This window comes from Thermococcus sp. GR5, from assembly GCF_012027535.1.
Classification (GTDB): domain Archaea; phylum Methanobacteriota_B; class Thermococci; order Thermococcales; family Thermococcaceae; genus Thermococcus; species Thermococcus onnurineus.
In genome coordinates this window covers 84,674-109,494 of record NZ_SNUN01000005.1, presented here as the reverse complement: position 1 = coordinate 109,494, position 24,821 = coordinate 84,674, and the positions used below count along the sequence as shown (strand labels likewise).

Here is a 24,821-nt window from a genome sequence, read left to right as displayed (position 1 = left end):
GGGTTTAAAAAGCTAAGGCTCGCGGAAGAGCTCGTAGCAGAGCACATCAACGAAGCCTTCCCCTGGGACGTACTGATGCTTCCTCCAGCGGCCGGCCAATTTGAAGCCGTTCTTTTCGAGAATCCTAATTGAAGCCCCATTGCTCTCGTAGACATGGGCATAGACTTTCCTCAGGTTGAGCCACTCAAAGGCATAGCGAACCGCTAGAGAAACGGCCTCACTGGCATAGCCGCGGCCCCAGTACTCTTTCCCAATGAAGTAGCCTAGCTCGGCGCGTCCGTTGTGAAAGTCGATTTTGTGAAGTCCCACGAGTCCAACGAGGGAGCGCGAGGAGTTCTCGATTACCGCGAAAACCTTTTCGTGCTTCTTTTCCCTCCTCAGCGCCTCGTACCATTCGAGCTCGTCCTCGTAGAAGAATATCTCCTCCGGAAAGGAGAGGTAGTGCCTTACGTCCCTGTCGTTGTACCAGAGCCAGATATGCTTCAGATCCTCGCGCAGAAGTATCCCGAGTGAAACAAGGTTCCCTTCAAGGATTATCGGCCTCATGCAAACACCTTAACTTTATTAAGGTATCTCACTTATTTAAAAATGATGGACAGGGAGAGACTCATAAGAACCGTTGAGGCAATACTCAGAGGCACGGGCTACAAAACTGCCAGAATAGAGTTTAAAGGCGCGTGCTTTGATATAGTGGCGAGCAGGTTACTTCTGTTGCTCTTCATTAAAGTAGCGACCAATATAGACACCGTAACCGAGGAGCAGGCAGAGGATTTGAAGAGGCTCTCCAAGTTCTTTAAGGCCTCACCGCTCATTGTCGGTCTAAGGAGCAAGAACGCCGAGCTCGAGGAGGGTGTTGTCTACGAGCGCTTTGGCATTTATGCCCTGAGGCCGGAAACTCTCTACGATGTCCTCATCGAGAACGAATTGCCAGCTATCTTTGCCGAGCGCGGCGGCTTCTACGTTAGAATAAACGGCAGGCTTTTGAAACACCTCCGCGAGAAGCATGGCTATTCCGTGAATGAGCTGGCTCAGCTCGTGGGAGTCTCCAGGAAGAGCCTCCTCAACTACGAGAAGGGCGAACAGGCGGTTTCCCTTGAGGTAGCAATCCGCCTCGAAGAGCTTTTTGACGAGCCCCTTGCCGAGCCTATCGACATACTCCACTCGACTGTCGAGGCCAACCTTGACGTCACGCCGGAGACCCCCCTCGAAAAGGAAATCTTCGAGCAGCTCAAGGGGCTTGGGCTCGGTGTCGTCAAGGTCAAGAAGGCTCCCTTTAACGCGGTTTCAAAGGAAGACAAGTTCAAGATACTCACAGGCATAGACGAGAAGAAGACCCGCTCAACGGTCAAGCGTGCTGAGATGGTGGCAGAGGTAAGCAGGATAATCAACAGCGACGGTGTCTTCATTCTGGAGAAGACCAAGACTGAGGTCGTCAAGGAGGTGCCTCTCATACCCAAGGAGAGCCTCCAAGAGGTTAAAGATGCTGATGAGCTCATAGAAATGATTGAGGAGCTGAAAAAGGATATAAAGAAACAGCTCTTCAGCTGAAGATGACCTTTTTCCAGACTTCTCTGACTTTGCCGACGTATTCTTTCGGAGAGGCTATGAGAACGGCCCACCGGGGTGTCTGTCTTCTCTTGAGGGCATTGGCTAGGGGAGTAACTTTAGTGAGGGGCTGGAGCTCGCCGTTTCCGAGGAGCACGTTTATCTCCGTGGCCTTGAGCCTCGGCTCGCTGAGCATCAGGTCAGCTATGCTGAACTCGAGGATCACTTCGCCCTCCTTTGCACCAACTGCATCGGCCAAAGCTCTCTCTATCTCCTGCCTCCTCTTGACATTCTTGTAAGCGGTCAGGAGCTCCCTCTTCTCCTCACTTGTCAGCTCGTCTGCACTGGCTAAAACGGCCGCCTTGTAGAGTTCCCTATACTTTATGCGCCTGACGATTTCAGCTGGATAGCCCTCTAGGTCCTCAAGCTCCACCAGAACGCGGCAGTCAATCATCCTCCAAAAGTCCCAGAGGTGGCCTTCTTCTAGGGCAAACTCCAACGCTCTAGTCAGCATCCCCTCCGCTATCTTCACCGTGTGGTGGAAGTAAACGCGGGAATACATGAGTGAACGGGCAACCATCATACCCTCGACGGCCTCGATGCCCTTTTCGTCTACAACGAGCTCACCATCATGCACCTTCAGGACTTTCATCAGCCTTTCTAAGTCAATTATACCGTGGGCAACGCCCGTATAGTGAGCGTCCCGTATGAGGTAGTCCAGCTGGTCAACATCAACGTCTCCGTGGAGCATTTGTCCCAGATAGCGCTTTTCGTGCTTCCCGAGGATTAGGTTGGCAACGTCTTTCGGCGTGAAGTCGTAGCTGTAGTTCTCTATTATCTCGGGAATTTTGCCGCCATTCTCACTTTCGGTTATATTTATTCTCCCAAGGACAATGTCTTGGCCAAGACGCATGTGGTCATGCTCCTTGACATAGTGCTTGTAGATGCTCTCAAAGGTGTGGCTGAAGGGCCCGTGGCCAATGTCGTGGAGAAGAGCGCCAACCTGAAGGAGCATGCTTTCGTCTTCACTCAGGCCAACTTCGGAGGAAAGCCTCTTGGCTATGTTCCATGCACCTAGGGAATGCTCGAAGCGGGAATGATTTGCTCCTGGATAGACGAGATACGCTAAGCCAAGTTGCTTTATGTTCCTGAGTCTCTGAAACTCAGGCGTTTTAACAAGGTCTAGAATAAGGTCGGTGAGCTTCATACTTCCGTGAATTCCATCGTGAATAATCTTTCCATCCATGAACACCACCACTGGAAGTTTGAGAAGAGCCTTAAATAAATTTTCGGCATTGTGACGAAATTGGAGAGAAAAGGTGGCAGAATTAAAGATCTCTACCAACAATGTATATCCTCTTGGTCTTGCCAAGCTTTCTTGGGAGGCCTTCCCTCAGCTTCTCCAGTGGGACTGCCTCGATTGTGAGCTCCGCCTGCTTGGATTCTTCCACTTCGTATCTGACAGGATTGTTTGCCTCATATATAAGCTCTCTAACTTCATCTTCGATTCCAGCAGGCTTCTTGCCACTGTATGCGACACGGATGGTGGCCTTGGGTTTTGGATTCCTGGGTGAGAGTGGGTGGTAGATTATCACGAAATCGAGCAGGTCGGGATGGTTGAAAACAATTTCCATCACCTGATCTATGTGGAGCTTTGCCCCGGCGAGACTTATTACATCTTTAACTCTGATAATGTTTCTGACTTCACCATCGACAACCCTTGCGAGGTCGCCTATATCGTAGTTGAAGAGCGGCAGACCTGTCAGCTCGCCGTTCCTCATCACTTTTGTTATATAGATCCGCTTATACTCATCATAACCGTCGCCGTTGTCCTTGAGGATTACTACTGATTCTTCAAAATGGAACTCGGTTGTTTTCTTTTTCGTTATCACACGGTAGCCTGTTATTGCATCTTCAGTTGAACCAAAGTTATCTATAATAACCGCGTTTTCGAAGAGTTCTAAAGTAGCCCTCGCGAGTTCTGGGGTCAGTGTCTCGCCGCCAACAACTATCGTCTGTATGTCCTTCTTTATTGATTCTGGAAGGATGAGTCCCAGGTTGTAAGCGGTTGCTGTTAGACAGAAGAGAGCTGTGGGTTTGATGTCTTGGAGCTCCTTCAAGAGCATCTCCTTGTCGAAGAGGTACTGAATGGGTATCTGATAATATGCCGACTTGGCGTTTAGGGCCTCAAATGCCCCAAAGGCAAACATTCCGGATGAGGACGGAAGCGGTGGAAAGAAAGATGCGATCTTGTCGCCATTGTCCATGTACTTGCGTACCCATGGCTCTACTTGTCTGGCAGTTCTAAACCTGTCGTCTCTGGTATAAGGTATCCTCTTGGGTCTCCCCGTAGTTCCGCTTGTTCTCATTACCGTGTGGAATACTTCTGCCTTTTTTATGTAATTGGGCCATACTTCATCTATCTCATACAGATCATGGGGTGTTATTTTTACCTTCTCAGTTAGAGACACCATATCCTCTGGTTTTAGGTTCTCTGAATCAAGTTCGAAGAACTTCTTCTTCCAGAACTCGGTGCTTTTCAATGCCATTTCAAGGGTATATTGGAAATCTTCCATGTCCTCCCGGCCGATTCTTCCAACAATCAGGCTCATAGACGCTCACCGATGCAATAATTTGAACTCACGATATATAACTTTTAAGGTTTTTCCAATATATTTTGTAGATTATCTTATCAAAAAGATGGGATTCGATAGAGGAAAGGTTTTTATATAACCCGGCCTAAGGGGTCCCCATGAATTACGGGGAAATATTGGACAATCTGTATCTCAGTCCCTTGGATGTTGATGAAACCAAGACGCTTGAATACCTTCGGGGGATCTTCGAGTTTCATTTCCAGCGAACACCCTACTGGAGGAAGATTGCAGAGACTCTTAAGCCGAACCTTGATGATATATTTCAGGGAAACCTAAAGAATGTGTTTGAGAACATTTTCAATTCAGGACTGGCCGTTGATGAAGACTTTCTTAGGAACAACTGGCTGGAGTTCGTCCCCACCAACTATCGGGGCAGAATTCGTTTTTACCAGTCTTCTGGGACCACACGAGAACGGGCTATTGGACATTGGGACAATCACTATTTGAAGGTTCTTCATATCTACCTCAGGCAGGCGCTTGACAAAATTTACGGTCTTGATAAGATTTACAATGAAGAGCACCAAATGAAGGCAATTGCACACGGTCCATACGGTTGGTACCAAGATGAAATAAGTGAACTCGTCTGGAGCTATGGTGGCATATTGTATTTCATTGGCATGGAAACTGACGGATTGAAAAAAGTCTACGCGGAGCAAGGTCTTGGAGCAGTCCTTAAGATTCTTGACCCTCTCGTTAGGTACACGAAACGCGTGATGGAAAATGACAGGATAAACCTTGTTAGGTCCGCCCCACCACTCATGGCCCTCTTCGAACCATACCGCGAAACTATTGAGACCGCAATAATAAGTGGCGTTGGTATAAACCACGAGTTTTTTGAAATATTATCCCGGAAGTTTGAGAACACTACGTTAATACCCCTCTATGGCTACTATCTCTTTGGTGATCTCGTTGGTATTCATAAGGGCAATGAGTTCTGGTATTATCCTAATTATCCATTCACACTTATTTTTCCACTAAAGCAGGAGGGGGGTAGATATTGCATAGTTAAACATGGTGAACGGGGTAGGGTTGGCATAATAGTAGCCAGACCTGAGGTTCTAGTGATTAAATTTGAAGATGAGACTGCCATCAGGGCTCCCCCTGAAGGGCCATTCAAATGGGATGGGTTTGGAAATCCCCAAAGGAGTACGGGGTGAGAAAATTGGATAGTATTCAGGCGATTGTTTTTGTGGAGGCAATAATGGTACTTATGGCGGATTTGGTGGCAGCTGGATGGATATTTAAGATATATCTTCATAATAAAAGGAGATCTGCCTTAGCATTCTCTCTGGCTTGGATTTTCGATTTTCTTGCGATTTCTTCTACGGTCTTTACAAACCCAATATTTCAGATGCTTGGGGTTCTATTTCTTCCGGCATTTTCGGCGTTAATGTTCTACGGATCCGTAAAGTTCCTTGAGGAGGAGTCTATTGTAGCTAGACATAAAACCCTTACTATATTTGCCCCTATGCCTGTTTTTTTCATTGTTTATATGATGGGTGTCTATGCATACACTAAGGATCCCTTTTGGACAGCAACTAGCGCTGCAACACTGGGTATAAGTGGTATCTTCGTGATAGCGGGCGGGTTATTACTGAAGGAGACTGAAGAGATATACAAAACTGCCATCAAGATCCTTTATGTTAGCATAATTCTCTTTGGAGTCCATCTTGTACCTGCCGCGCTGTTCGGAACTAATGAGTGGTATAAACCAATCGGGTTTACCCTATCTACAGTTCTAATAGTTACTATGGTAGCCGCAATGGTGAAACTCACATCATCGGAATTCTTCAAACCTCCAAAAAGAGATGATGGTAACCCCATTAATCTCGAGCCTGGAGTTGTTTTAGTCAGTGAAACCGAATATCAAAAGATCAAGGAAAAGCTAAGAGGTCGGCCAGTACTTGCATTTATTAGGGATGTGGATGACATTCCAGAAGGGTGGAAATACTACTTTGTTACAACGATACCCTTCCAAGGCAAATTTAAGAACACTATAAACCCCACCAATCTCGCAAGGATAACCGAGATTTCTTACAGGTATCTTGAAGAGTTCGCAAAATCCGGTGAACATGGGATTATCGTAATTGACTGCCTTGAATATCTCACGATTTACAACTCGTGGGAGAGCCTCATGAAGTTCCTGTCAAAGTTGAGGGACTTTGTAATTGTCCACAGAGGAACTCTAATAGTTGTCCTCGAAAAGGAAAGCCTAGAAACCCAGCTCTACGCCCAGCTCAAGAAGCTCATTGGGTGAAGGCAACTTTATATACCTCTTCTTTTCCATCTTATATCGCCCCTGCGCGAGGACCCCGGGGAGAATGAACCGGGGGGCGATGCAGGGGCTACAGCTCGGCCTCAGCGAGGTCCCCACGGGAGGGCCTTCCGCGTTACGGAGCGCAATGACCGTGGGAAACCCAGGCCGAGCACAGCTAAGGCCCGCCTGGGTTAGCCCGCCCGAGCTCGCCGTCAGGCACCAATGAGGGTGGGAGTTACGGGCGGGCCATAGCATGAACATTTGTGTTCCCTACAAATTCTGCATTATTGGTCCAGATAATTGCAAAATCTGTATAGAAAAGGTTTATTTATCCTTGCGTGATATTAACAAATGTGAAAGACATGCAAGGGTTGAATACTCGGCGGGAAGACTTTGATAGCAAAATACAGGAGATAATTCCGTGGGCAAGGCCAAACCCACTGACAGAGGCTATAGATGAAAAAGAACAGGAGAAACTCGAAGTCATCGAGCTTATAGAGAACCTTGCTGACCATGGAGAGCTTCCCAGTGAAGTTAAACTCCTCGTTAAGAAGCCGAAAAAAGAAGAGCTGATGGAGGAGTGAATGTTCTTTTCTATGATTCTTGGTTCTTAGTGTATGTTATTAGTTCATGGACTTTCATGATGTCTTGAGGAGTTCTTAATAAAGCACGACCTCTACGGTTTCCCCTTCTAAATAACCCTCACTGTCCTCTGGAATCACGATGTAGCCATTGCTCTTAACGAGCGAGCTTATTATCCCGCTGCCCTTTTTCTTAATCGGTCTTGCAACACCGTTTTCGTACCAGACCTTGATGAACTCATGCCTCCCAAGCTGACTCGAAACCCTCTCGGCCAGCTTTGCGTAAACTCTGATCTCATAGTTTTTAGCTCCGACGAGTTTCGCTAAAGCATGCTTGACATAGAGGTAGAACTGCACGAAGACTGCAACGGGATAGCCACTCATAATGAAGACCCTCTCACCGTAGCCTATTGGCCTTCCTGGCTTTATCGTTGTTCCGTGGAAGAGGAGCCTGACGAAGCGGTGGGCGAAGTCCTTGTCACCAAAGGCGCTTCCCCCTGTTACCAAGACGATATCGTTCTCGGCCTTTGCCTTCTCTATCGCTGCCTTTATTGTTTCTTCGTCATCGGGGACGACCCCGTAAAAGACGGGTTCACCGAAATACTGCTTAACAAGGCCCTCTAGCATAATAGAGTTGCTCTCGAGTATCTTCCCTGCCCTAAGCGCTTCCTCGTCGAACTTCTCGATGAGTTCGTCACCGGTGACAATTATCCCAACGCGAGGTTTCCTCTTGACCTTGACCGTTTTGAACCCTACGCTCTTGAGCAGTGACAGATCTTGGGGCCTTAAAACCTGGCCCTTCTTCAGCACGACCTGGCCCTTCTTTACATCCTCCCCGGCGAAGGCAACATTCTGACCCGGGGCGACGGGTCTGAGAACCCTGATTATCTCCCCCTCGCGCTCAACCATTTCCTGCATGAGAACTGCATTAGCCCCTTCCGGCATCTTTGAGCCTGTCATAAGCTTTACCGCTGTTCCTGGTTCGATTTTTGCCTTGCTCTCTTCCCCGGCGACTATCTCATCAATAACTTTAAGCTCAACGGGGCTGTATTCCCTAGCCTGGAAGGTGTCCTCGGCGCGCAAAGCATAACCGTCCACTGCAGAGCGATCGAAGGGCGGGCTGTCTATAGGTGAGACTACGTTCTCGGCCAGAACCCTGCCAAGAGCTTCTTCGAGCGGTATCTCCTCGACGTCCGGGATTTCGGTTAAATCGTTTAGCATCAGCTCAAGAGCCTCTCTGTAAGGCGTCAGCTTCTTGAACTCGCGCATATTCACTCCCTCGCGTGCTTGAGTACATGATAGGCTTCCCTTTTTATTATCTCCACTCCGGTCTTGACTGCGTTCAGGCTTCCCGGCAGGCAGAAGACAACTATGGCCCTGCCATCGCTCCTGATGATTCCAGCGGTTGCCCTGGTGAGAACGACGGCTGTTCCAATCTCTTCATAGCTCCTCACCCTGAAGACCTCGCCAAAGCCAACCAGCTCCTTATCGAAAAGCGTTCTTATGCTCTCTATCGTGACATCCCTGCTAGTTATTCCCGTTCCGCCTGTGGTAACGATCACATCGGCACCTTTTTCGATAGACTCAATGACTGCTTTGATTATTGCCAGCTTTTCGTCCGGCACGATAGTGTAATGGACGTTCTCGTTTCCACTCTCTTTCAGAGCCTCCATAAGAAACTTTCCGCTGGCGTCCTCTTTCTCTCCTCTGCTTGCGGTATCGCTGACCGTTATAACTGCAAACTTAAACTTCTTCGGAGCTTTTTTCCTGTGTTCCTCCGCTCCCATGCTATCACCCAAAAAATCTTTGCGAGGAAGTTAATAACCTTTTCAGTGATAAGCGGAAGCATTTAACAGAAAAAGCGTAAAGCGTTAATATGTCCTCCCCGTAGAGTCCCCCATGGAGTCCAGACATTTCATAAAATCATTCAATGAACCTATGATGGCCCTCAGCAACGCGCCTCACAGAGGAGGTCTTGTTAACGCCAACGGCTTCTTTTTCATGAAAGTGCACAAGGACTATTCTGGAGACTACAAAGCTGACTGTCTCATCTTCGAGCGAGAGAATGGCCTTGAGAACTTTGTAGGCTTCATGACGGCAGCGGATATCCGCAGAGTTCTAGCTGTTTCAAGACATGGAAGCGTTACCGCCTATGTCACTGCAGGGATAACCAATCCTGCAATAGCCGGCGACGTCCCACCACCATGGAAGCCGGGTACAATAAATATGGCAATCGTGATAAACGAGGGGCTAACCGTTGGGGCTATGGCCAACGCGATAATGACAGCGACTGAGGCTAAGACATACACCCTCTTAAAGCTCGGCTACAAGGCCACTGGAACGACAAGCGACGGTATAGGGGTTTTTGCATATCCCGGGGAGAAAGAGTGGGCCGGAACAGCAACAGAGCTAGGAATAAACATCGGAAAAACCGTCAGGAAGGCTCTCGAAGAGAGTATAAGGAAGTGGGAGAGAATAAGAGGTTAGGTAGCCTCCAGCTCCATCAGCCTTCTGTAAAGCTCGTCCACCTTTCTGCTGACGTCTTCGGGGGAGAATCCGGCCTTAACCGCCAGCCAGGTGGCACCACCAGCCCCAACGCCCTCCTTAACGTAGCCATTCTCGTAGTCCCTGAGGCCTTTGAATTCGCTCTTCGAGAAGTCCAGATCAGCGGCGTAAGTGATTATCCCGATATCCTTTGCGGTGTCGATGAATGTGGCGCTTCTATCATTTACAACCCACTTGGTTGTCGCTATCATAAACCTGCTCATGTCCTCTTCGAGGGCCTTCAGCAGAGCTGCAACGGCGAGCATCTGGGTTCCACCAGCAAGAACGACTTTGCCTTTGAAACCGAGTGCTATCCCGACTACCGCTGCCATCATGGGGTCGCCGAACTGCTTGAGTGCTTCAAGGGGCTTCTCTTTGAAGTCTCCAGGCTTTATTCCGGCCCTTTCAAAGCCTGCTTTTATGACTTCCTCCTTTAGGCTCTGGGGGTTGTTTGGGGCCGCCGAAGAAGTTCTGGCTTCATAGCCGAGCGCCCAGAGGACAGCCTGAGCTGTTGTCGTTCCCCCTGGAGTGGACTCACCGATGACGAGCTCTTCGATTGGGGTATTGCTGAGCTCTTCGCCGAAGAGTCTCGCTCTCGCGATTATCTCCTCGGCCTCTTGTAAAGCCGGTCCCTTCCTGAAGTCCCTGCCAACGTAGTCGCTGATGTGGACGTGAGGCACGAGGGGAGCCAAGTAAGTTCCACCGCGGACTATCATCAACGGGAAGTTGGCAAGCTCCCTTGCGGCCTTGGTGATTATGGCTGGCGTAGGATGTCCATCGGGGGTAACGGGAATCACGTCTATGATTTTCGGCTTCTCGTAGAACAGGTATTCAGCATCGGCTGGTGGAGTAAGCTTTGTGAGCTCTGGCGTTGCTCCAGCAACGCTTATTCCTGGCACGGTGCTTATCTCTGTGTTTCCGAGGACAATCAGCATGAGGCTTTTCATAGTATCACCGATGGAGGTTTTATCCAACAGGTTTATATGTCCTTCGTCCACTTCCAGTGGGGGGTGGGAATGGGAAAAGCCCTAATGGTTCAGGGAACTTCCTCCGGAGCTGGGAAATCCCTCCTCGTCATGGCTTTGTGCAGGATCTTTTCGAACTTAGGGTATGACGTTGTTCCGTTTAAAAGCCAGAACATGAGCCTGAACTCCGCACCGAGCATAGAAGGCGGCGAAATAAGTCGCGCCCAGTACCTTCAGGCGGTAGCCTGCAGAAAGAAGCCGTCGGTGAGGTTCAATCCAATACTCCTCAAGCCTGAGGGGAACATGAGGAGCCAAGTTGTGTTTATGGGAAAGCCAATAGGAAGCATTTCAGCTAGGGAATACATGCTCTCCCGGAAGGAGGAGCTCTTTCGGAAGGCCATGAAGGTTCTGGATGAACTCATGGTGGAGCACGAGATTGTGATAATCGAAGGCGCAGGCTCGCCCGTTGAGATTAACCTCAAGGACTACGACATAGCCAACATGCGCGTTGCGAGGCACGCCAAAGCGAAGACCATCCTCGTTACCGACATCGACCGAGGTGGGAGCTTCGCTTCTATAGTGGGTACGATGGAGCTCTTGAGCAAGGAGGAGCGAAACTTGATCCTTGGCTTCGTATTCAATAAGTTCCGCGGCGATGCCTCCCTGCTGGAGCCAGGCTTCGAATATCTAGAGAAGCGCTACGGGAAGCCTACCCTCGGAGTCGTTCCCTACATCGAGCACAAGTTGCCAGAAGAGGACTCTTTGACTAGCTTTCCGAAGGTTAATGGCGAGCTCCACATCCAGATAGTCAAGCTTCCCCACATAAGCAACTTTACCGACTTTGAGCCCCTTCACTGGGCCAATGGGGTGGACTACGTCACAAAAGCGGAGGAAATCGAAGGTGATTTGATAATAATCCCCGGGAGCAAGAACACCGTCGAGGACTTGCTCTGGATGCGCGAGAATGGAATAGAGGACGCGATAATTCAGGCTCACCACGAAGGTTCTTTCGTCGTTGGAATCTGCGGCGGCTTTCAAATGCTCGGGGAGAAGATAATCGACAACGTAGAATCAAAGCGCGGTGAGGTCAAGGGTATTGGACTGTTGCCCGCTAAAACAATCTTCACGCCCGTTAAACGGACAAATCACCTGAAGGCCGAAATCCTTTGGGAGCCGGCTAAGAGAATGAGCGTTGAGGGCTATGAGATAAGGATGGGCCGCTCAACCTCAGAGAGGCCCTTCTCGATAATACGCGAGATAAACGGTGCTAAGGCCTTTGAGCCGGATGGGGCCCTTGGTGAGAGAACCTTCGGGACCTATCTACACGGCATCTTCCATAACTTCGCCTTTACGGAGCGTCTTCTCAACTTTCTGCGGGCGGAGAAAGGTCTCGAGCCGATAAGCGTTGGTGGATGGAGCATTGAGGAGGAGATAGAGCGCTTTGCTAGGGTTGTTGAGAAGAACCTTGACGTGGGATACATCATCTCGGAGCTCGGATTAGGTTAGCAATCCTCTTCGCAAGCTCCAGCTCTTCAGAAGTGTTCACATTTAAGGCTAACAGGGGATTTGTGAACTCAAAGAATCTCTCCCCTTCTTCAGCGACGGCATTCAGGCCAACGATTGCATAACCCCGGTAAACTACTGGATTCAAGTCTCCCGGCACCTTTTCAAGCGGAAGGACCCCTGTCAGGCTCGTCTTCCCGTCGAAGGCCTTCTCGATAAGCCAAAAATCCGAGGCCTTCACAAAGGGGATATCGGCGGAGACGCTTACGAATGGGCCGAACTCACGCAAAAGCCACTGGATATCTTGGACGTAGCCTTTTCCCGGCGTCTCAGTGAAGGGAATCCCTTCCCTAAGGCAGAGCTCCCTTGTTTTGGGGGTGTTCCGCGATAGAGCAACGAGGACGTCGTCAACTTCCCCCGCTTCTTCGTAGACCCAGAGGAGCATCTGTTTACCGGCTACCTTGAGGACGGGCTTTTCCTGCCCCATGCGGGTTGATTTGCCTCCGGCGAGGATGATTATCATAATCCCACCGTTTATAAGTGGGAGAAACCGTTAAAAGGTCTTCTCTTTTACTTGGGCTTATGCCAGAAGTTAAAAGATATATACCCATTGTGATTCTCGTTGCTGTGCTGCTGGTTGGGGGTTGTCTCCTAGACACTCATCAGGGTTACCAACCCAATGAAACAACCTCAAGTCCAGTACAGCCTTCTTACTTCAACGGGAACACAAACTCAACTTTCTCCTCCCGTCCCTTAACATCAACTCGGGCCTTCTCCACTGAGACTATCATAAAAAACCTCAATCAAACAGAAGCCCCGACACCTTCATCTAATGAAACTGAAATCACTTCTAGTGTTTTTTTCAACGAATCACAGAATTTAACCTCTCTGATAATCAACAGCTGGGCCTACTGGCTTCAGAACGCGAGTTCCCTGGTTATAGCAGAGAGTGGCTTTGATTTAATCGTCATGGACTACTCGCGTGACGGAAGCGATGAAACTGCCTACAGCGGTGAGGAGATTGATCTGATTAAAAACGCGGGGGTTGTTCCGATAGCTTACATCAGCATCGGCGAGGCTGAGGACTATCGCTTCTACTGGAAAGAGGAGTGGAAAGAAAAACCTCCTGCCTGGCTCGGACCGGAGAATCCCAACTGGGAGGGGAACTACGCGGTAAAATACTGGGATGATGAGTGGAAGGAGATAATGTTTGAATATTTCGACAGGATCATTGCGCAAGGCTTTGCGGGGGTTTACCTTGATAAAGTTGACGAGTTCGAGTACTGGGGCGAGAATGGCTATGATGAGAACTGGACGGCCCGGAAGATGATCGAGTTCATACTCGAAATAGCAAACTACACGCGCTCGAAGGCCGGTGAGGATTTCCTGATAATTCCCCAAAACGGTGAGCAACTCCTTGAATATGATGACGGCAGACTTTTGAAGACGATTTCCGGCTGGGCCAGTGAGGACGTCTTTTACGACGGCCTTAAGCCGAGCCCTTGGAGGGACGAGAAGGTGCCTTACTTGGACACGGTTGTTAAGGCCGGAAAGCTTGTTTTAGTGGTTGACTACGTGGATGACGGAAGTAGTAGCGAAGAAAATCTCGTGAGGATCCTCGACTTCATCGAGAAGGCTCATGAAAAGGGCTACATCCCCTACGCGGCAATGGAAGACAGGGAGCTGGACGAGCTCGTGATTATCCCGGGTGTTCAGCCGCCCAAGTAAGCCCCCACAAACGCCACAACCAAAAGCGTCCCAGCCCTCGTTATCTCCGCTATTGCACCTATGCAGTCGCCGTTTATTCCGCCAAAGTTGTCGAGGGCAACTTTGATGGCGTAACCTCCGAAAGCCAGACCAAGGAGCGAGACCAGGGCATTTTGCTCGTAGACAACTACCGGGACGAGGAGAATGGCGTAGAAGATGAACCCACCGAGGAGCTGGCCGCTGTTCATCCTCTCCATTAAGTAGGCCCCAAGCCCTTGGCCGAGCGGTTTCTTGGTTGCCAGCGCGAGGAGCATGGCGAGCTTTGAGTTTAGCTCCGCCAGAAAGATGGCGTAGAAAGGAACGAGCTGAAGGGAATAGACCTGTAGGAACAGAACCATGGCCACCGCGAAGAGGCCCGCTATTCCGGTGTTCAGGTCTTTCATTGCCTTTATTTTCCTCTCGCGATTGCCTTTGACCATCACTCCGTCGGCGAAGTCCGCCAGACCGTCAAGATGGAGAAGGCCGATGGTGAAGTAGAGCGCCAAAACCGCCAGAACGTTCGAAAGGGGAAGTTTTAAGTAGAGGACAAGCGTTGGGAGCGCCGAACTCACCAAAGCGACAAGTGGAAAGGCCCAGAGCTCCTCGCGAACTTTCTCGAAGTCGCCCTTGATTGGCACCCGTGTCAGGAAGGGGAGGAGGTTTTTCATGGCTCAGTCCTCCGAAAGGAGTTTCGTCATGCAGCCCGCTATGAAGCCGCCTACTGCGTCGTCCAGAAAGGGTGGCAGCTCCTTCAGTATTCCGGGCTTTCTCGTGTCATAGTAGAAGAAGTTGAAAAGGGCCATTTTACCGCCGATGTATTCTGCTATGCTTATTCCAATGAGCTCATCGGCTACTAAGTTCACGGGGTCACCTTCAACCTCGAAGTTCTCCTCAAGGAGGAGCGCCGCCATGAGCAGAGACTGAACGTTGATGTCGTCAAGATAACGGAGCATCGTCTCCTTCAGCAGTTTTCTAACGTCTCTGGCATTTTCACCGATGTAGAGCTCCATCGCAGTATCGAGCATCTTTTCAAGGGTTATGCCTTTTGATTCAAGTTTTCTGAGGGTTTCTCCGGCTCTCATTCTCTCACCAGCCTGAACTTCATCCACCAGTAGGTCTCGCTCTCCTCCACCTTCAGCGGCTTCAGCTCAGAACTTCCCTCAAACAGCGGGCACTTTAAGACCACCGTGTGGAACTCAGCGAACTCGCCAAGGGGGTCGATGCCGGGGTTTGCATCGAGGAAGCGCTCCAAATCCTCAACCGAGCGAAAGGTGTAGCCGAGCCATTCCTTAGAGAGCTTTTCCTTGTTGACCGCGATTATCGCGTATTCAAATCCCGCTTCGAGTATCTCTCTCGCGAGCTTAAACGTGTTCCTGTCCCATAGAGGCTCCAAGACTTTAACGCCCGCTCCTTCGGCCAGCCTTTCGATCCACGCCAAGTGGTCTTCGAGAAGCACATCTCCCGCGATGAGGTAATCGACGCCGAGTGAGCCGATGAATTCAGCTAAAGCCTCGCTCCCTTTTGCCATATCAAAGATCAGAATCTCCTTTCCCATAGCCCCAGCGAGCTTTTCCAGCTCGCTCAGGTTCTCATAGTGTGGCGAGACTCCGATGGTGGTCTTCAGGACAAGGAAATACGGGACACTTATGCCGCTTTTCTGGGCCAAATAAGTTGCATAAAGCCCGTCCTTGCCGCCGGAGAAGAAGGCAATGCCCTTCAAGTTGAACCCTCCAGCCTTGTCTGCTCGTACTCCTCGCGGAGGATTGAAAGCTTCTTTTCATCAACGTACGCCACAACCGCGCCGCAGTCGATGCAGAGCCAGGGCCTGCCCTTTATCCCCGGCTTCAGGAAGCCTGTCAGTCTGCTCTTCCAGGGCGGGACCCAGAAGTACTGGGCGTGCCCAAGGAAGTCAGTTTTGCTCGGCACCATAGTCCCTCCGCAGAAGGGACACTTTCTCGTCCCCATGTCACCACCAGAATTATAAACGCCTTGGATGTTTTATCCTTTATGCTGCTGAAGCTTGACGAGCTGGAGCAGATTGGAAAGGTCTATGTAAATCCAAGAAACCTTAAGACTAAGCCCCTCTTCCTCAGGGACTGGCGAGACTTTCTCAACCTCGAGGAGAAGGTTTACGGCCTCTACGCGAGGACGATTTACAATCCGGAGCAACGCTTCCTTGTCGTTGATAGGAAGGATAAGAAAGTCTCAGGAGAGCTTGAGGCCCTTTACCGGGAGTTTCTCCGTGAACCGCTGAAGTTCTGCCACGAAGAGTATTACAGCTATCAGCTCGAGGTCAGGAGTTTCGATGGTCTGCCCTTCGCCAATGGCTGGGTCGGTTCGGGCGTCGTCCTTGTGGGCGAAGCGCCTGGGAGGAAAGGCTGTGGTCTAACTGGGATATGCTTCTATCGTGACACCTCGGGAATGCTGCTCAGGAAGACCCTCTTTTCTCTAGGGGTTAACCCAGACTTTGTCTACATCACCAACGTCGTGAAGTGCAACCCGCCAGGGAATAAGCTTAAGGGCTTCGACGAACGGGAGCTCAGTCTCCTCCAACGGGAGCTTGAGATCCTGAAGCCAAAAGCTATTTTTGCCATCGGCAGGACGGCGGAGAAGGCCCTAAAAAGGCTTGGCTTTGATGCAACCTATTTAAGACACCCCGCTTGGTACGTGCGCAGGGGCTTGAGGGAACCTAACGAGGAGATGCTCAGTGAATACACCCAGGTAAAGGAGGCCCTCGGAGAATGGAAGCTTTAGTAACTTTTGTGGTTGCGCTCCTCTGGGATTTCCTCCTCGGCGAACCGCCAGCATTAGTCCATCCCACCGTCTGGTTCGGCAGGCTAATCGGTCTCTTTGATGGGATATACAGAAGAAGAAGCTCGATTTTGGACTTTCTCGCCGGAACCTCTGCTTCTCTCTTTGTCATCACCTTCGCCTTTGCCCTCTCCAAGCTTCCGGAGCTTCTGCCAGAGTGGCTGGGTTTCGTCCTGGGCGTTTACCTTCTAAAAAGCTCCTTCGCGATTAAAAGCCTCGCCCAGCACGTGGAGAACACGGTGAGGGACAACATAGAAGAGCAGAGGAAGTACGTGGGCTGGATAGTCAGCAGGGACGTCTCAAAGCTCGATAGGGCTCATCTCAATTCAGCGGCCATAGAGAGCCTCGCAGAGAACATCACAGACAGCATCGTTGCTCCGCTCTTCTACTATCTCCTCTTCGGCCTGTCAGGAGCCCTTGTTTACCGTGCTGTGAATACTCTGGACGCCATGATAGGCTACCGCGATGAAAGGCACGAGTATTTTGGCAAGTTTGCAGCGCGTCTTGACGATTTGCTCAACTTCATCCCAGCCCGCATTACCGTTCTGCTCTTCCTGCCCCTCAGTCCGAGAAAGGTTCTCGAATACTGGGGGAAGGCGAAGTTTAAGATAAATGCCGACAAGCCCATAGCAGCTATGAGCGCCGTCCTCGGAGTATGGCTTGAGAAAGAAGGGGTCTATCACTTTGAAGGCAGGGAGCCGACGCTCGAAGATATAAGGCGGGCGCTGAGGATTTATTGGATTGTTGTGGGAGAGTGGATAGCTGTCGTGTTGCTACTGCTCTTAACGGGGGTGTGTCCATGCTTGAACCCGTGAGATTCTCAACCTATCACGGAGGGGCGAGGGAAGAGGGTTTGCTCGACTTCTCTGCCTCGCTCAATCCGTATCTGCCAGAGTGGACCGGTGAGATGTTTGAAAGGGCGAAATCTATCAGCAATAGGTACCCATACTACAGGGAGCTTGAGGAGGAGCTTTCCAAACTCGTCGGAGAACCCGTCACGGTTACGGCAGGCATAACCGAGGCCATTTACCTCATCGGAATCCTCGCGCTAAAGGGAAGAAAGGTCATCATCCCGCGCCACACCTACGGGGAATACGAGAGGGTGACGAAAATCTTCGGGGCCGAGGTCATATCAGGCCCAAACGATCCAGAGAAGCTCGCCGAACTCGTGGAGAACGAGAGTATCGTTTTCTTCTGCAACCCCAACAACCCCGACGGTAAGTTCTACTCGCCAAAGGGGCTCAGGCCTCTTCTCGATGCTGTCGAAGACAAAGGCGCGCTCCTTATACTTGATGAGGCATTCATAGACTTCGTCAAAGGAGCGAAAAGTCCCGAAGGGGAAAACCTCGTGAAGCTCAGGACCTTTACCAAGAGCTACGGGCTGCCCGGGATAAGGGTGGGCTACGTCATCGGCTTCGAGGAGGCCTTTAAAAGCGTCCGCATGCCCTGGAGTATAGGCTCGCTCGGCTACGCCTTTTTGGAGTTCCTCATCGAGGACGGCTTCGAGCATCTCAAGAAAACGATGCCTCTAATCTGGCGCGAGAAGGAGCGGATGGAAAAGGCTCTGAACATCAAAAGCGATGCCAACTTCTTCATCAAGCGTGTTGGGAATGGAAAGGCGGTCGTTGAAGCGCTCAAACGTAGAGGAATAGCCGTCCGCGACTGCACGAGCTTTGGTTTGCCTCAGTACGTCCGCTTCAGCGTGAGGAAGAGGGAGGAGAATGAGAGGCTTATTGAGGCATTCAGGGAGCTTGGCCTTTGATTCCAACGAGCCAGAGTCTCCACGCATTCTCCGGAAGCTCTCTCTGAAAGTCGCCATAAATTCTAACCTCGTCGAAATGCTTCTCAGCAAGCAGGCGCATTTCTCTGGCGGTGTAAACGTTCAGGTTCTCGTGAGTGAAGAAGGCTCTGACTTCACCATCCGGATGTATTATCTGAACAAGATGCTTAAGGTGAAGCCTCTGGCTGGCGTTCTCGAACTCCTTCCATGTCGTTGTCACGACGATCTCGTTTCCTTCACGCTCTTCTCTAACATCGGGACCCCTATCACTATAGAAGAGCAAATTCGACCAGTCTGCGACGAAGACTCCTCCAGGTCGTGGAGCTTTAATTACAGAAATAGTTCATTAATTCTGTTCTCATCGAGGTGGAGGATGCTCGAGAAGAACATCGTCACCGCGTCGAACTCCTCTCGGAAGTCGAGTGCATCGGCATCTCCCAACATGAATTCCACGCTCAACTCCTCTCTCTGGGCCTTCCCTCTGGCCACAGTCAGCATCTCCTCGTTGATATCGAGACCCACAACCTCATAGCCCCGCCGGACAAGCTCAAGGGTTGGCGCACCGGTTCCGCAAGCTATGTCGAGAACGCGCCTAACTTCCCGCCTCGCGTCGTTCCTGAAGATTCTTTCGACGAAGTCAATTTCCTGGGAGATCCTCTCCAGCCGCGCTCGATAGATAACGTCATAGTAGCGCGCGGGGCTCCTGTAGAGCTCACCCACGGAATCACCTCATCTGAGCTTTCCTTCAAATGTTGTCGCGAAAACCTTTTAAGGCTATGCACCATTAGGGGCATCGGTGGTGCCTATCGTCCATCGGAAGATTCGGGAAAACTAAAGCTCGTGCACGCTTCTTGGTTTCTGGGTTAGTGCAAACTCTAGGGGCACCACCGAAGGGATTAACCTTTTTAAACGTCCCTTCTGATAGGGAAATCATCACTGAAAAAGCCTCAGGTAGGTGGTAAGATGCTCCCGAAGACTTACAACCCGCAGGAAATCGAACCCAAGTGGCAGAAGTTCTGGCTGGATGAAAAAATCTACAAATACGAACTCGACGAGAAGAGACCGAGCTACGCGATCGACACTCCACCCCCGTTCACAAGCGGAACACTCCACCTTGGTCATGTGCTCAGCCACACCTGGATTGACATTGTGGCCCGTTATAAGCGCATGACTGGCTACAACGTGCTCTTCCCGCAGGGCTTCGACAACCACGGCCTTCCGACCGAGCTGAAGGTAGAGAAGGAGTTCGGAATCAGCAAGGATCAGCCAGAGAAGTTCCTTCAGAAGTGTGTTGAGTGGACCTGGCAGGCCATCGAGGCCATGCGCAACCAGTTCATAAGGATAGGCTATTCCGCCGACTGGGATCTGGAGTACCACACAATGGACGACTGGTACAAGGCAACGGTCCAGAAGTCCCTCCTCGAGTTCTACAAAAAGGGCATGCTCTACCGCGACGAGCACCCGGTTTACTGGTGTCCGAGATGTAGGACGAGCCTTGCCAAGGCTGAAGTAGGATATGTCGAGGAAGATGGCTTCCTCTACTACATCAAGCTCCCGCTTGCTGATGGCTCCGGTTACGTCCCGATAGCCACTACCAGACCGGAGCTTATGCCGGCCTGTGTTGCGGTATTTGTCCACCCTGACGATGAGAGGTATAAGGACGTTGTCGGCAAGAAGGTGAAGCTCCCGATATTCGAGAGGGAAGTGCCGGTTATAGCTGACGAGGACGTTGACCCGACCTTTGGAACCGGTGCCGTTTACAACTGTACCTACGGCGATGAGCAGGACGTCGTGTGGCAGAAGCGCTACAACCTGCCGGTTATCATAGCCATCAACGAAGACGGCACCATGAACGGAAACGCCGGCAAGTACGCGGGTATGAAGACCGAAGAGGCAAGGAAGGCCATCGCCGAGGATCTGGAAAAGATGGGCCTTCTCTACAAGAAGGAGAAGATAACTCACCGCGTCCTGAGGCACACCGAGAGGAGCTCCTGTATGGCCTCAATCGAGCTCCTGCCGAAGAAGCAGTGGTTCATAAAGGTGAAGGACTTCACGGACGAGATTGTAAAAGTGGCAGAGAAGATTAACTGGTATCCGAGCGATATGTTCCTCCGCCTCAGAGACTGGGCCGAGTCGATGGACTGGGACTGGGTTATAAGCAGACAGCGCGTCTTTGGAACCCCAATCCCATTCTGGGTCTGTAAGAACGGCCACGTGGTTCCAGCCAGAGAGGAAGACCTGCCCGTTGACCCGCGCTTTGACAAGCCTCCCGTTGAGAAGTGTCCGGTCTGCGGTGCCGAGCTCGAGCCTGTAACTGACGTCCTCGACTGCTGGGTGGATTCGAGCATTACGCCGCTCATCATCACCAAGTGGGGCAAGGACGAGAAGTGGTTCAAGCACAACTTCCCAACGGCTCTGAGGCCGCAGGGGACCGACATCATCAGGACGTGGGCATTCTACACAATATTCAGGACCTACGTGCTCACCGGGGAAAAGCCCTGGGACGACATCCTCATCAACGGAATGGTGGCTGGTCCAGACGGGAGGAAGATGAGTAAGAGCTATGGCAACGTCGTTGCACCGGATGAGGTGATCCCGAAGTACGGCGCCGATGCCCTGAGACTCTGGACTGCCTTAGCGCCGCCCGGAGAAGACCACCCGTTCAAGTGGGAAACTGTTGACTACAACTACCGCTTCCTCCAGAAGGTCTGGAACATCTACCGCTTCGCCGAGAGACACCTTGAAGGCTTTGATCCGGAGGCAGCAAAAGGAATCGAGCTGGAGCCGATTGACCGCTGGATACTCTCGAGACTTCACAGGCTCATCAAGTTCGCCACGGAGGAAATGGAGAAGTACCGCTTCAACCTGCTCACGAGGGAGCTGATAACATTCGTCTGGCACGAGGTCGCTGACGACTACATCGAGATGATCAAGTACAGGCTATACGGCGACGATGAGGAGAGCAAGCTGAAGGCAAAGGTAGCCCTCTACGAACTGCTTTACAACGTCATGCTCCTGCTCGCTCCGTTCGTGCCGCACGTAACCGAGGAGCTCTACCAGAACCTCTTCAAAGAGCGCATTGGAGCGAAGAGCGTCCACCTCCTCGAGTGGCCGAAGTACGACGAAGGCAGGATTGACGAGAACGCCGAGAAGCTCGGAGAGCTCGCGAGAGAAGTAATCAGTGCCATGAGGCGCTACAAGAACTCCCATGGCTTAGCACTCAACGCTAAGCTCAAGCACGTGGCGATCTACGCTACCGACTCCTACGAAATGCTGAAGGCCATCGAAAAGGACATCGCCGGAACTATGAACATTGAGAGGCTTGAGATAATCAAGGGTGAGCCAGAGCTCGAGGAGCGCATCATCGAGATAAAGCCCAACTTCAGAACAGTAGGGCCGCGCTACGGCAAGCTCGTGCCAAAGATAACCGCCTACCTCAAGGAGAACGCCGAGGAAGTTGCCAAGGCCCTCAAGGAGAGCGGCAAGGTCGAGTTCGAGATTGAAGGGCAAGATGTCGAACTGGGCAAGGACGACATCGTCCTGAGGAAGGCAGTGTTCAGCGATGGCGAAGAGGTTGAAACGGCTGTCGTTGGAGACGCTGTGATTCTGTTCTTCTGAATCTTTCCATTTTGTTACTTTATCGTTTAAGCTCGTCCTTAGCGTCAACATGCCAGTGCTACTGATTATACAAGGTTGTAGGAAATATTACAGGTCACGGTATCCTCGAAAAAAGTTTTTTAACAAGTGCCCACTAATTGCCTTCAGGGATGTGATATGAGCAAGGCTCTGGAAATGTTTATGGAAAAGGCCAGCATAAACGAAAACGTCATGAAAACTCTTCGTGAAATATCCAAGTGCTCATTGAAAGAAATCCTTTCATACATCATCAAAGGAGAAAGAGACGCTACGGGACTTTATACGTTCCTGCACCAAAACATGCCTGAGGAGTACGCAAAAAAGAAATTCAAGGAGTTCGTTGAGATTGAGGAAAGCCACGACAAGAGAGTCCGGACGATATTTGAGGGTCTGTTCCCCGGAGAAGAACCATTAGATATGCCTTTGAATAGCTGGGCAGAGGTTCTTGCGGAGAAAGACTTCCGGCTTAAAAATGTCGAGGATTATCTAACTGTACTGCGTATAGGTATGGATACCGAGAAGCTTTCGGAAGCTATCTACATAGTGCTCATGGAGAGGCTGGAAGATCCAGAACACAAACGTATCATGAGCGAACTCGCAAACGATGAGAGAGATCACTATGAGTTTCTGAAGAAAGAATACGACTTTTACTCCAAAGTTGAAGCCAAGAAGTCCCTGGAGGAACTCGTTAGAGAGCTCAGAGAAAAGAAGGGGGCTTAAGATTTTTCTATGCTTTTTAGCAGTTGTAGCACAGCATCGCGGCCTTCTTGAGAAGTATGACCCTGTAAAGCTTGCCGTTGATTATTCTAGGGTTGGAAATCTTGTTGAGGTGGTGCATCCGCTTCCTCTCGAGCGCGACGAGATTTAACTCGCGCAGAACCTTTACGAAGTCCTCCCAGCGTATCTTAAGCCACTTGGAATACTCGTCAAACAGCTCCTTCTCGACGACGCGGTAAACTTTGCCGTTTATCATGTAGCGAGTCGCATGCTTTGGAAGCTCCTTTCTGAGGCGCCAGCGTGCGTGAAGTGGCTCCTGGAACTCGTAGACTGCCTCATCCATTGACTTGCCATCAATCATCATCTTAAGGATTATGCCGAGGATTCTGTTTATCCTGTCCGGGACGCCAACGACATCGCCCCTAAGGACTATTTTCCTCCTGTGGACTTTTATTCCTTCCTTTTCAAGCTCTTCGCCGATTTTTGGCGTGGTCTTCTTCTTGGTTCCACCGGTGTCGACGATTCCCCCGATTATGAAGGCCTTAACGTCGAAGTCCTCCTCTCCCAGAACTTCCTCCGCCCAGGGGTCGAGGAGTACGACCTCATCGATGCCCTCTTCTTTCAGGAAGTTGGCGGTAGATCCTTCGTATGTCGTTATCCTCTCAACCGGGCCGTGGAACATGGATTTGAACTCATCGTTCGCCCAGGTTACCGCCAGCTCTTTTCCCGTGAAGTAGTCTCTCAGCAGGCCGTAGCTCTGAGCCACCTGAAGGCATATCTTACCCTTTTCCTTCTGGGTGTGCTTGTCCCAGTGCATTAGGTCAATTATGAAGTAGGGCCACTCCGGAATGCGGGCCTTCAGGTCTTCAGCTCTGATTAGAATCTTGAACTTTTTCGCCATGCAGCCCGGCACGTAGGCGTAGCGCGAGCCCTTAACGCGGTTCCCGTTTAAATCCCACGCAACTACCGTTGGCTCTGGGACTTCTGCGATGACTCCTTTTCCGTTAAGGACATCCACGGCCACATCCTGGAGCTTATTCTTTGACTTACGGTAGCGCTTTGAAAGCACGCCGAAGCTCTCTATACCCTTCTCCTGCAGAACTTCCCTGAAAACCTGGGCGAGTGTCTTCATGGCCATCGGGCGGGGAAACGGATGAAAGGTTAAAAGCCTTTTCATTTACATCATTAACTCCGGCAAAAAATATTGGGATTGTATAGGATGCCCAATTCAAAAAATAAATCAAAGAACTTGAATCCTGTGTTCTTTTGAGAGCTTTATTGTGTAATGCCTCGGTTGGAACTCTGGGACAAGGGATCTTGGTATTAGTATGGTCTCCTCTAGACCCGCGGTGCCAGTATTGGAAATGAATTCTATGATTTGGTCACTAAGACTGTACAGCCATGCTGTTACATAATCGGGAACAGCTTCTCTGTTTAGGAGTGCAATGGTGAGAATATTAATTTTCCTGCCTTTATTTACCACTTCATTTTCAAAGCTGGCGAGTGAGGCTCTTATCAGGTTGTCCATGGTTTGTTTTCCAAATTCATGGTAGAGCCCTTCCAACGTCGCAGCTAGACCAACTACAGTTGAGCCTTCAGGGATTCGTGATGATAGTCTGCTATATATTTGAAGCAATTTTGGAATCCCTGTATCGCCACTCCAGTCCCTTATCTGGATAACGTACGGACTATTGTATGGGATATCGTACTTGGATCCGAAGAGGTCAATTATGTAAAGCTTTCCTGCTTTTCCTTCTTTTTCAAGATCCAATCCAGCACATTTGGTTCTCAATTGAAGCTTTGAAATTGGTAGGGTCGTATTTAATATGACTCCAATTGCCCCCTGATCAATCATGCTCTTGAATATCTTCAAACCAAGTACCCATCCCAGTGACCTTTTGTCATGGGATATCAAAAGATTCCCCATATCAACTATTCCTCCACCCAAGGCAGAATCAATCTCCTCTATTCCAGTCTTGACAACACCTACCATAATACCACCATAGGGAGTCTCTTTTTAATGTTAAAAAATTTTCGGCATTATTTTGACAATATGTTATAATTGTTTGGAAAATCTCCAAA

27 protein-coding genes are annotated in these 24,821 nt (G+C 50.3%); 12 read left to right on the top strand and 15 right to left on the bottom strand.

From position 1 onward, the window contains the following. Window positions 1–12 precede the first annotated feature (12 nt). The gene (locus E3E33_RS06450) at window positions 13–546 is read right to left on the bottom strand and encodes a GNAT family N-acetyltransferase (RefSeq protein ID WP_012571658.1); all 534 of its coding nucleotides are present in this window, start codon (window positions 544–546) and stop codon (window positions 13–15) included. Between the two features lie 45 nt (window positions 547–591). Here E3E33_RS06450 and E3E33_RS06445 point away from each other — a divergent pair, with 45 nt between their 5' ends. After that, window positions 592–1,548, top strand: a complete 957-nt coding sequence (locus tag E3E33_RS06445) for a transcriptional regulator (protein WP_167711550.1) — start codon at window positions 592–594, stop codon at window positions 1,546–1,548. Here E3E33_RS06445 and E3E33_RS06440 read toward each other — a convergent pair. Together E3E33_RS06440 and E3E33_RS06435 are read right to left on the bottom strand one after the other, a co-directional pair. After that, window positions 1,541–2,791 carry an HD domain-containing protein gene (locus E3E33_RS06440; protein WP_012571656.1) on the bottom strand — a complete coding sequence of 417 codons (1,251 nt, stop codon included), beginning with the start codon at window positions 2,789–2,791 and terminating at the stop codon, window positions 1,541–1,543. The two genes, E3E33_RS06445 and E3E33_RS06440, sit on opposite strands and share 8 nt — an antisense overlap. 82 nt (window positions 2,792–2,873) lie before the next feature. After that, the gene (locus E3E33_RS06435; RefSeq protein WP_167711551.1) at window positions 2,874–4,157 is read right to left on the bottom strand and encodes a phenylacetate--CoA ligase family protein; all 1,284 of its coding nucleotides are present in this window, start codon (window positions 4,155–4,157) and stop codon (window positions 2,874–2,876) included. A gap of 140 nt (window positions 4,158–4,297) precedes the next feature. Between E3E33_RS06435 and E3E33_RS06430 the strand changes: the two genes are divergently transcribed. The 3 genes from E3E33_RS06430 (at window position 4,298) to E3E33_RS06420 (ending at window position 7,040) form a co-directional block, all read left to right on the top strand. After that, window positions 4,298–5,356, top strand: coding sequence for a hypothetical protein (locus tag E3E33_RS06430; RefSeq protein WP_167711552.1), 1,059 nt, complete (start codon window positions 4,298–4,300; stop codon window positions 5,354–5,356). Then, a complete protein-coding gene (locus tag E3E33_RS06425) occupies window positions 5,317–6,456 on the top strand; it encodes a DUF835 domain-containing protein (protein WP_012571653.1) in 1,140 nt (379 codons plus the stop codon). Before E3E33_RS06430 ends, E3E33_RS06425 begins: the two co-directional genes overlap by 40 nt. 362 nt (window positions 6,457–6,818) lie before the next feature. Beyond that, on the top strand, window positions 6,819–7,040 hold the full coding sequence (locus tag E3E33_RS06420; protein ID WP_167711580.1) for a hypothetical protein: 222 nt from the start codon (window positions 6,819–6,821) through the stop codon (window positions 7,038–7,040). Window positions 7,041–7,115: 75 nt separating this feature from the next. Here E3E33_RS06420 and glp read toward each other — a convergent pair whose 3' ends face one another. Then, entirely contained in the window at window positions 7,116–8,306 is a 1,191-nt protein-coding gene (glp, locus tag E3E33_RS06415; protein ID WP_167711553.1) for a gephyrin-like molybdotransferase Glp, read from the bottom strand. Window positions 8,307–8,308: 2 nt separating this feature from the next. After that, window positions 8,309–8,824, bottom strand: coding sequence for a molybdenum cofactor biosynthesis protein B (locus E3E33_RS06410; RefSeq protein WP_167711554.1), 516 nt, complete (start codon window positions 8,822–8,824; stop codon window positions 8,309–8,311). A gap of 112 nt (window positions 8,825–8,936) precedes the next feature. Between E3E33_RS06410 and E3E33_RS06405 the strand changes: the two genes are divergently transcribed. Next, window positions 8,937–9,524: an adenosylcobinamide amidohydrolase gene (locus E3E33_RS06405; protein WP_012571649.1), complete on the top strand. Its 588-nt coding sequence runs from the start codon at window positions 8,937–8,939 to the stop codon at window positions 9,522–9,524. Here E3E33_RS06405 and cobT read toward each other — a convergent pair. Next, window positions 9,521–10,528 (bottom strand): nicotinate mononucleotide-dependent phosphoribosyltransferase CobT, encoded by a 1,008-nt coding sequence (gene cobT / locus E3E33_RS06400; protein WP_167711555.1) that lies wholly within the window; start codon window positions 10,526–10,528, stop codon window positions 9,521–9,523. The genes E3E33_RS06405 and cobT overlap by 4 nt on opposite strands. 69 nt (window positions 10,529–10,597) lie before the next feature. On the opposite strand from cobT, the gene E3E33_RS06395 reads away from it, so the two are divergent. Further along, window positions 10,598–12,052: a cobyric acid synthase gene (locus tag E3E33_RS06395; RefSeq protein WP_167711556.1), complete on the top strand. Its 1,455-nt coding sequence runs from the start codon at window positions 10,598–10,600 to the stop codon at window positions 12,050–12,052. Here the strand turns inward: E3E33_RS06395 and E3E33_RS06390 are convergent. Next, window positions 12,027–12,572 carry an NTP transferase domain-containing protein gene (locus E3E33_RS06390; protein ID WP_167711557.1) on the bottom strand — a complete coding sequence of 182 codons (546 nt, stop codon included), beginning with the start codon at window positions 12,570–12,572 and terminating at the stop codon, window positions 12,027–12,029. The two genes, E3E33_RS06395 and E3E33_RS06390, sit on opposite strands and share 26 nt — an antisense overlap. A 59-nt stretch (window positions 12,573–12,631) precedes the next feature. Here E3E33_RS06390 and E3E33_RS06385 point away from each other — a divergent pair, with 59 nt between their 5' ends. After that, window positions 12,632–13,777: an MJ1477/TM1410 family putative glycoside hydrolase gene (locus E3E33_RS06385; protein ID WP_167711558.1), complete on the top strand. Its 1,146-nt coding sequence runs from the start codon at window positions 12,632–12,634 to the stop codon at window positions 13,775–13,777. Here the strand turns inward: E3E33_RS06385 and cobS are convergent. From cobS to E3E33_RS06365, 4 genes are read right to left on the bottom strand one after another with little or no spacing between them, the layout of a single operon-like run. Continuing rightward, a complete protein-coding gene (gene cobS, locus E3E33_RS06380; RefSeq protein ID WP_167711559.1) occupies window positions 13,762–14,463 on the bottom strand; it encodes an adenosylcobinamide-GDP ribazoletransferase in 702 nt (233 codons plus the stop codon). The genes E3E33_RS06385 and cobS overlap by 16 nt on opposite strands. A gap of 3 nt (window positions 14,464–14,466) precedes the next feature. Then, window positions 14,467–14,877, bottom strand: coding sequence for an alpha-ribazole phosphatase CobZ (gene cobZ, locus E3E33_RS06375; RefSeq protein WP_012571643.1), 411 nt, complete (start codon window positions 14,875–14,877; stop codon window positions 14,467–14,469). Next, window positions 14,874–15,515 (bottom strand): diphthine--ammonia ligase family protein, encoded by a 642-nt coding sequence (locus E3E33_RS06370; RefSeq protein ID WP_167711560.1) that lies wholly within the window; start codon window positions 15,513–15,515, stop codon window positions 14,874–14,876. Before E3E33_RS06370 ends, cobZ begins: the two co-directional genes overlap by 4 nt. Next, window positions 15,512–15,760 carry a hypothetical protein gene (locus E3E33_RS06365; RefSeq protein WP_167711561.1) on the bottom strand — a complete coding sequence of 83 codons (249 nt, stop codon included), beginning with the start codon at window positions 15,758–15,760 and terminating at the stop codon, window positions 15,512–15,514. The genes E3E33_RS06370 and E3E33_RS06365 overlap by 4 nt, the downstream gene beginning before the upstream one ends. A 42-nt stretch (window positions 15,761–15,802) precedes the next feature. On the opposite strand from E3E33_RS06365, the gene E3E33_RS06360 reads away from it, so the two are divergent. The 3 genes from E3E33_RS06360 to E3E33_RS06350 are packed head-to-tail and all read left to right on the top strand — an operon-like array spanning window position 15,803 to window position 18,368. After that, a complete protein-coding gene (locus E3E33_RS06360) occupies window positions 15,803–16,549 on the top strand; it encodes a uracil-DNA glycosylase family protein (protein ID WP_167711562.1) in 747 nt (248 codons plus the stop codon). Beyond that, on the top strand, window positions 16,537–17,421 hold the full coding sequence (gene cbiB / locus E3E33_RS06355; RefSeq protein ID WP_167711563.1) for an adenosylcobinamide-phosphate synthase CbiB: 885 nt from the start codon (window positions 16,537–16,539) through the stop codon (window positions 17,419–17,421). The genes E3E33_RS06360 and cbiB overlap by 13 nt, the downstream gene beginning before the upstream one ends. Further along, complete coding sequence (locus E3E33_RS06350; RefSeq protein ID WP_167711564.1) at window positions 17,406–18,368, top strand: aminotransferase class I/II-fold pyridoxal phosphate-dependent enzyme; 963 nt, start codon at window positions 17,406–17,408, stop codon at window positions 18,366–18,368. The genes cbiB and E3E33_RS06350 overlap by 16 nt, the downstream gene beginning before the upstream one ends. On the opposite strand, the gene E3E33_RS11135 is transcribed toward E3E33_RS06350, so the two are convergent. After that, window positions 18,349–18,669 (bottom strand): hypothetical protein, encoded by a 321-nt coding sequence (locus tag E3E33_RS11135; RefSeq protein WP_342764298.1) that lies wholly within the window; start codon window positions 18,667–18,669, stop codon window positions 18,349–18,351. The genes E3E33_RS06350 and E3E33_RS11135 overlap by 20 nt on opposite strands. Before the next feature lie 47 nt (window positions 18,670–18,716). Then, window positions 18,717–19,106, bottom strand: coding sequence for a class I SAM-dependent methyltransferase (locus E3E33_RS11130; protein ID WP_342764299.1), 390 nt, complete (start codon window positions 19,104–19,106; stop codon window positions 18,717–18,719). A gap of 243 nt (window positions 19,107–19,349) precedes the next feature. Between E3E33_RS11130 and E3E33_RS06340 the strand changes: the two genes are divergently transcribed. Next, window positions 19,350–22,004 (top strand): valine--tRNA ligase, encoded by a 2,655-nt coding sequence (locus tag E3E33_RS06340; RefSeq protein WP_167711565.1) that lies wholly within the window; start codon window positions 19,350–19,352, stop codon window positions 22,002–22,004. A 156-nt stretch (window positions 22,005–22,160) separates the two neighbouring features. Then, on the top strand, window positions 22,161–22,742 hold the full coding sequence (locus E3E33_RS06335) for a ferritin family protein (protein ID WP_167711566.1): 582 nt from the start codon (window positions 22,161–22,163) through the stop codon (window positions 22,740–22,742). A 16-nt stretch (window positions 22,743–22,758) separates the two neighbouring features. Here E3E33_RS06335 and trm10 read toward each other — a convergent pair whose 3' ends face one another. Further along, the gene (trm10, locus tag E3E33_RS06330) at window positions 22,759–23,871 is read right to left on the bottom strand and encodes a tRNA (guanine(9)-/adenine(9)-N1)-methyltransferase (RefSeq protein ID WP_167711581.1); all 1,113 of its coding nucleotides are present in this window, start codon (window positions 23,869–23,871) and stop codon (window positions 22,759–22,761) included. A 108-nt stretch (window positions 23,872–23,979) separates the two neighbouring features. Further along, window positions 23,980–24,732 carry a hypothetical protein gene (locus E3E33_RS06325; RefSeq protein ID WP_012571633.1) on the bottom strand — a complete coding sequence of 251 codons (753 nt, stop codon included), beginning with the start codon at window positions 24,730–24,732 and terminating at the stop codon, window positions 23,980–23,982. Window positions 24,733–24,821: the final 89 nt, after the last annotated feature.

Excerpts from the sequence above, each read along its gene's own strand:
- E3E33_RS06325 (WP_012571633.1), bottom strand. The coding sequence starts at position 24,732 with ATGGTAGGTGTTGTCAAGACTGGAATAGAGGAGATTGATTCTGCCTTG.
- E3E33_RS06395 (WP_167711556.1), top strand. The coding sequence starts at position 10,598 with ATGGGAAAAGCCCTAATGGTTCAGGGAACTTCCTCCGGAGCTGGGAAA.
- cobT (WP_167711555.1), bottom strand. The coding sequence starts at position 10,528 with ATGAAAAGCCTCATGCTGATTGTCCTCGGAAACACAGAGATAAGCACC.
- E3E33_RS06435 (WP_167711551.1), bottom strand. The coding sequence starts at position 4,157 with ATGAGCCTGATTGTTGGAAGAATCGGCCGGGAGGACATGGAAGATTTC.
- E3E33_RS06385 (WP_167711558.1), top strand. The coding sequence starts at position 12,632 with ATGCCAGAAGTTAAAAGATATATACCCATTGTGATTCTCGTTGCTGTG.
- E3E33_RS06365 (WP_167711561.1), bottom strand. The coding sequence starts at position 15,760 with ATGGGGACGAGAAAGTGTCCCTTCTGCGGAGGGACTATGGTGCCGAGC.
- E3E33_RS06440 (WP_012571656.1), bottom strand. The coding sequence starts at position 2,791 with ATGGATGGAAAGATTATTCACGATGGAATTCACGGAAGTATGAAGCTC.
- cbiB (WP_167711563.1), top strand. The coding sequence starts at position 16,537 with ATGGAAGCTTTAGTAACTTTTGTGGTTGCGCTCCTCTGGGATTTCCTC.
- trm10 (WP_167711581.1), bottom strand. The coding sequence starts at position 23,871 with ATGAAGACACTCGCCCAGGTTTTCAGGGAAGTTCTGCAGGAGAAGGGT.
- E3E33_RS06350 (WP_167711564.1), top strand. The coding sequence starts at position 17,406 with ATGCTTGAACCCGTGAGATTCTCAACCTATCACGGAGGGGCGAGGGAA.
- E3E33_RS06335 (WP_167711566.1), top strand. The coding sequence starts at position 22,161 with ATGAGCAAGGCTCTGGAAATGTTTATGGAAAAGGCCAGCATAAACGAA.
- E3E33_RS06445 (WP_167711550.1), top strand. The coding sequence starts at position 592 with ATGGACAGGGAGAGACTCATAAGAACCGTTGAGGCAATACTCAGAGGC.
- E3E33_RS06430 (WP_167711552.1), top strand. The coding sequence starts at position 4,298 with ATGAATTACGGGGAAATATTGGACAATCTGTATCTCAGTCCCTTGGAT.
- E3E33_RS06360 (WP_167711562.1), top strand. The coding sequence starts at position 15,803 with ATGCTGCTGAAGCTTGACGAGCTGGAGCAGATTGGAAAGGTCTATGTA.
- E3E33_RS06390 (WP_167711557.1), bottom strand. The coding sequence starts at position 12,572 with ATGATAATCATCCTCGCCGGAGGCAAATCAACCCGCATGGGGCAGGAA.
- E3E33_RS06425 (WP_012571653.1), top strand. The coding sequence starts at position 5,317 with ATGGGATGGGTTTGGAAATCCCCAAAGGAGTACGGGGTGAGAAAATTG.
- E3E33_RS06340 (WP_167711565.1), top strand. The coding sequence starts at position 19,350 with ATGCTCCCGAAGACTTACAACCCGCAGGAAATCGAACCCAAGTGGCAG.
- glp (WP_167711553.1), bottom strand. The coding sequence starts at position 8,306 with ATGCGCGAGTTCAAGAAGCTGACGCCTTACAGAGAGGCTCTTGAGCTG.
- E3E33_RS06405 (WP_012571649.1), top strand. The coding sequence starts at position 8,937 with ATGGAGTCCAGACATTTCATAAAATCATTCAATGAACCTATGATGGCC.
- E3E33_RS06410 (WP_167711554.1), bottom strand. The coding sequence starts at position 8,824 with ATGGGAGCGGAGGAACACAGGAAAAAAGCTCCGAAGAAGTTTAAGTTT.
- cobZ (WP_012571643.1), bottom strand. The coding sequence starts at position 14,877 with ATGAGAGCCGGAGAAACCCTCAGAAAACTTGAATCAAAAGGCATAACC.
- cobS (WP_167711559.1), bottom strand. The coding sequence starts at position 14,463 with ATGAAAAACCTCCTCCCCTTCCTGACACGGGTGCCAATCAAGGGCGAC.
- E3E33_RS06420 (WP_167711580.1), top strand. The coding sequence starts at position 6,819 with ATGCAAGGGTTGAATACTCGGCGGGAAGACTTTGATAGCAAAATACAG.
- E3E33_RS06450 (WP_012571658.1), bottom strand. The coding sequence starts at position 546 with ATGAGGCCGATAATCCTTGAAGGGAACCTTGTTTCACTCGGGATACTT.